Consider the following 4,315-nt stretch of genomic DNA (forward strand, 5'->3'; position numbering starts at 1 on the left):
CGCTGTCTTTTTTTATTTGAACTTCACTATCGTAGTTGTTTATATAAAATTTAATAGTGTTTGAATCGTCCCATTTTCTATCAAAATATAAATTCCTAAGCCAATAAACACTATAGGAACAAGGATTCGTTCATATTTTTCTAAGGTTTCGGAAACAAAAGAAATCTTGGCTAATTTGTAACTGATATAGCAAAGAACCGCAACAGAAATAGCAAATACGATTAGAGCGGTGACAATCTCTGAAAAAGATAACGAGGCAAAGTAAGGAATATAAATCCCTAAGTTATCGCCACCAGAAGCAATTGTTATTAAGGCAACGGTCCAAAAGAAGCGGTTTGTTCCTCTTGATTCAAGCTTTTCAACGACTTCCTCTTCTTCTTCCTCCTCTTCGCCAACCAATGCCACTCTGATTCCTAAGAAAATCGGAATTAGACCGAGAAGCCCAATGATCCAATCTTGCGGAATGAAATTCAGCACATATGCTGCAAATAAACTTACGGCTACTAAGATACCTGTTCCTAGATATTGACCCCAAAAAATCTGACGGAGCCCTTTTTTTGTATGACTTTGAGAAAAAATAATCAGCAAGATAAATAAATAATCAATGCTGGTAGAAACGTAAACAGCGAGAGCTGATAAAATACTTTGTAACAAAATAACTTCCTCCAAACTAAATTTTCATAGATATATTTTCTGACAACTTTAGAAAATCCTGCACAGCGGAAAGTATCTCTTCATTCGCTAAAGAATAATAAACTACTTTTCCATCTTGACGTGATTTTGCTATTTCGTTCTTTTTCAAAAAACGTAAATGGTGTGACGTTGTAGCAATACTAGCATTAAGTATCGCCGCTAAATCACAAACGCACATCTCCTTATAAGTTTCTAAAGTATAAAAAATTTTAATCCTAGAAGAATCGCTAAAACATTTTCCTAATATAAGTAAAGTTGAAAGGTCTTTATCTTTTAAATTGTTTTTAACACTAGCTACTTTTTCTTTATGTATACTGTTAGTTGTACATACTTCTGCGTTCATTAATTTAACCACCCCCATTCAAACGAACGTTTGAATGAAGTATAGCTATCTAAGCATTGTTTTGTCAATAAGTAGTTAATCTGTAGACAATTCAAATAAATTCAACATTGATAAAACAAGATTATTGATACACTATTTTAAGCAATTTCATGTATTCACAACATCTTTGACGTACTTAAACAAGTACGTTACAATAGTAAAAAAGATGTTAAAGGGAGGAATAGCTTATGTCTATCGTAAACCCTAGCCAAGCTAGAAAAGTCTTTTATCAACTATTGAAAGACGTCAATAAAACTAACGAACCCATTTATATCTCCGGCAAAAACGAAGAAAGTGAAGCCGTCATGGTCAGTAAAAAAGACTGGGACGCAATTCAAGAAACATTATACCTGCAATCTGCTGGCGTAGCAGATGTGATCCACCAGCGTGAACAAGAAAATGAGTTTGTTGCATTGGAGGATATCGATTGGGATACTCTGTAAAATTAGCAAAATCAGCTACAAAAGACCTGAAACATTTAAAAGGGGCTCATTTAGATCAAAAATTTAAAGATCTCATGGAAGTTTTAAAAGAGAATCCGTTCCAAAATCCCCCGCCTTATGAGAAATTAGTCGGAAATTTAAAAGATAAATATTCACGTCGTTTAAATATTCAACACCGAGTGGTTTACACTGTTGATAATGACGCAAAAGAAGTCATTATTTGGTCGACTTGGACGCACTACGAAAGATAGAAAACCACTTTCAAAAAAGTGAATTTCTATCTTTTTTTTATGTAATGTTCTTGTCTTTTTTCGGACCAACTACCGAAAAAAAGACAGTACATAAAGGGACATTTTTTTCGACGCCAACGACGAAAAAAACCGGCTTGATCTTGCCAGAAAAAGAGACCGAAATGGACACATTTCAAGTCTCTTTTTTGGGATCAAAACGGCTACGTTTTGACAGTTTTTCAAGGGGGCTTGGGGGTGCGTAGCGTTCCCCCAACAAGGTCGTTTGCGCCACGAAGTGGCTAGCAAACATAGAGCTTGCCAAACCCCTTAAAGAAGCATAACACTAACGGCCGAGTGCGCCTTAGTGTTATGCTTCTTTCTGAACGACAGAGAAGAAAAACAGGGGGTGGGACTAGTGAGCGAACGAGAGATTTTTGAGGCCACTTTTGCGGAGGCCAAACCGAAGCGAAAAGAGCCGAAACAAATCAGCTTTCGAGTGAGCGAATCCGAATTTGAAAAGTTGAAGCGCTCCGCTGAAACTTTTCAAATGAGTGTGCCGGCTTTTGTAAAAAGCAAGGCACAAGGGGCTAAGCTCGTAACGCCGAAAATTGACCGACCAGGAGCCGTGGAGATTGCCAAGCAATTACGCGCGATTGGAAATAACGTCAATCAGATGGCAAGAGCAACGAACACTGCCGAATTGGATCCGAATTTAGCCGCCAACCTAACGGCTGAATTGCAACAAGTACAAAAGGAGTTGAATCAGATATGGCAACAATTAAATTAGCGCGCAGCACCAGTTGTTCTCGCTGCATTAACTACGCTGAACCGCGGGCAACGGTCAAAAGCGGCTTCAATTGTGACGTGAACTACGCCAAAACCCAAATGAAAGCTACTCGCATGATTTATGGCAAAGACGATAAAGTTCAAGCGCATACCTTGATTCAGTCGTTTAAGCCCGGTGAGGTCACTCCGGAGCAAGCTAATGCCTTAGGTTATCAATTGGCCGAAAAAGTCGCTGACGGTCACCAAGTAGCCATTTATACGCATACCGATAAAGATCACATTCATAATCATTTAGTGATTAATAGCGTGAATATGGATACCGGCTTAAAATTTCAAGCGCATGGACAAAAAGCCATTCAAGAAGTTAAAGATATGAACGATCAGATTTGTCTTGAGCATGGCTTAACGATTCCCGAAGAACCCGCTAAAGTTCGTTATACTACAGCGGAAAAGTCGTTATTGGAAAAAGGAAAAAGCAGCTGGAAAGACGAAATAAGAGAAGCTGTCGATTATTCAGTGAGTCGTACAAGCGATTTTAAGAGCTTTTCAGCGCTTTTAAATAAAAATGGGGTAGATGTTAAACTGAGAGGAAAAACGATCACCTACACCCATTTAAACGCCAATAAAAAGGTGAGAGCGAGCAAGTTAGGCAGTGAATATGAAAAGGAGACGATTTTTAATGGCTTTGAAAGACACATTGAACCAACCGAAACGAGAGATCTCACAACAGACCGATCAGGAAACAATGAGCCAAGACCTGCAGCAACTGATTCAAGTTTTGACCGAGATCCGGAACTACAGCGGAGCGACGCTGCAACAGAAAAGCTTGGAGAAAGCCAATCTGGAGAACAATTTACAAGAGATTCAGCAAGTGACGACTACAGTCCTGAACAACTTCAACAGCAGCTTAACCAACTTAGAGACCACACAAAACAGCTTCAACGAGACAGCTCAAAAGCAGTCAAACGAATCTTTGAAACGCCTGAAAACGATCTTGAGCGACCTTTTAGAGCAAAATCAGACCGAAATCGCGAAGATTCAGAGCGAAATGAGCCAGAACAACCAACAGTTAAGCGAGATCAACCAGACTATAACCAAGACAATGGACCAAGTCTTTGAGCAGTTAAACGCTGAAATCAAGCGAACCAATCAAAGATTAACCTTTAGAACGGTTTTAACCAACTTATATGCTAGTGTACCTACTGGTATCGTTGTGGTGGCGCTTATGTGGCTACTTAATTTCTTTAATTTATGGTAAAAAAGAGTTTATGCTTACATAATGGCTCTCTTAAATGGAATTGAAATATTCAGGAGAGTTATCAAGTTTAAATCAATTTAAAGCTGCTAAAAACCCTCTTAGGCATGCTTCAACTTGATTAGAGGTCCTTTTACAAGCATTTACTCTAAAGTTGAAAATAGAGCTGTTTATTTAGCTTTTATTTCATACAATGGTTCGATCAGTCGAGCGTAAGTCGAGACACAGCTTTTTGCCAACGCTTTTGATTTCTTAAATTTCTTTTTTAAGCTTGTAAAGCAAGCTATCCTTATAAATTCTTAATAACTCTTTAGATGTCTTTTTGTCTGACTAAGAACGACATTTTGTCTGTTGAGAAATCACGAGCAATTTATGTATCGTTTATTTTATTTTATTTTTTAGTGAAATAAAGAAGAAGTATTTATATTTATCTTAAATACTTTGTCTTTTAAACCTTTTGTGAGAAAAAAAAGGCAGTTATACCAAGGGTTTTAACGTTTATATAAGTACCAAAAGCGATGTATGT

6 protein-coding genes are annotated in these 4,315 nt (G+C 37.7%); 4 read left to right on the forward strand and 2 right to left on the reverse strand.

Going from position 1 to position 4,315, the window contains the following annotated elements; translation table 11 throughout:
* Positions 1–39: 39 nt before the first annotated feature.
* A complete protein-coding gene (locus FD44_RS09485; RefSeq protein ID WP_010620830.1) occupies positions 40–654 on the reverse strand; it encodes a CadD family cadmium resistance transporter in 615 nt (204 codons plus the stop codon).
* A 16-nt stretch (positions 655–670) separates the two neighbouring features.
* Complete coding sequence (locus tag FD44_RS09490) at positions 671–1,036, reverse strand: ArsR/SmtB family transcription factor (protein WP_010620829.1); 366 nt, start codon at positions 1,034–1,036, stop codon at positions 671–673.
* A gap of 227 nt (positions 1,037–1,263) precedes the next feature.
* Between FD44_RS09490 and FD44_RS09495 the strand changes: the two genes are divergently transcribed.
* From FD44_RS09495 to FD44_RS09510, 4 genes are all read left to right on the forward strand, one after another.
* A complete protein-coding gene (locus FD44_RS09495) occupies positions 1,264–1,518 on the forward strand; it encodes a type II toxin-antitoxin system Phd/YefM family antitoxin (RefSeq protein WP_010620828.1) in 255 nt (84 codons plus the stop codon).
* Complete coding sequence (locus FD44_RS09500) at positions 1,503–1,769, forward strand: Txe/YoeB family addiction module toxin (protein WP_010620827.1); 267 nt, start codon at positions 1,503–1,505, stop codon at positions 1,767–1,769. The genes FD44_RS09495 and FD44_RS09500 overlap by 16 nt, the downstream gene beginning before the upstream one ends.
* Positions 1,770–2,163: 394 nt before the next feature.
* Complete coding sequence (locus FD44_RS10780; protein WP_010620826.1) at positions 2,164–2,535, forward strand: MobC family plasmid mobilization relaxosome protein; 372 nt, start codon at positions 2,164–2,166, stop codon at positions 2,533–2,535.
* A complete protein-coding gene (locus FD44_RS09510) occupies positions 2,517–3,653 on the forward strand; it encodes a relaxase/mobilization nuclease domain-containing protein (RefSeq protein ID WP_010620825.1) in 1,137 nt (378 codons plus the stop codon). The genes FD44_RS10780 and FD44_RS09510 overlap by 19 nt, the downstream gene beginning before the upstream one ends.
* Positions 3,654–4,315 lie beyond the last annotated feature (662 nt).

The sequence above is a fragment of the Secundilactobacillus malefermentans DSM 5705 = KCTC 3548 genome, assembly GCF_001436395.1.
GTDB lineage: Bacteria > Bacillota > Bacilli > Lactobacillales > Lactobacillaceae > Secundilactobacillus > Secundilactobacillus malefermentans.

Bases quoted from the DNA above. Each gene is read 5' to 3' on its own strand.
- FD44_RS09490 (WP_010620829.1), bottom strand. From the start codon at position 1,036: ATGAACGCAGAAGTATGTACAACTAACAGTATACATAAAGAAAAAGTA.
- FD44_RS09495 (WP_010620828.1), top strand. From the start codon at position 1,264: ATGTCTATCGTAAACCCTAGCCAAGCTAGAAAAGTCTTTTATCAACTA.
- FD44_RS09510 (WP_010620825.1), top strand. From the start codon at position 2,517: ATGGCAACAATTAAATTAGCGCGCAGCACCAGTTGTTCTCGCTGCATT.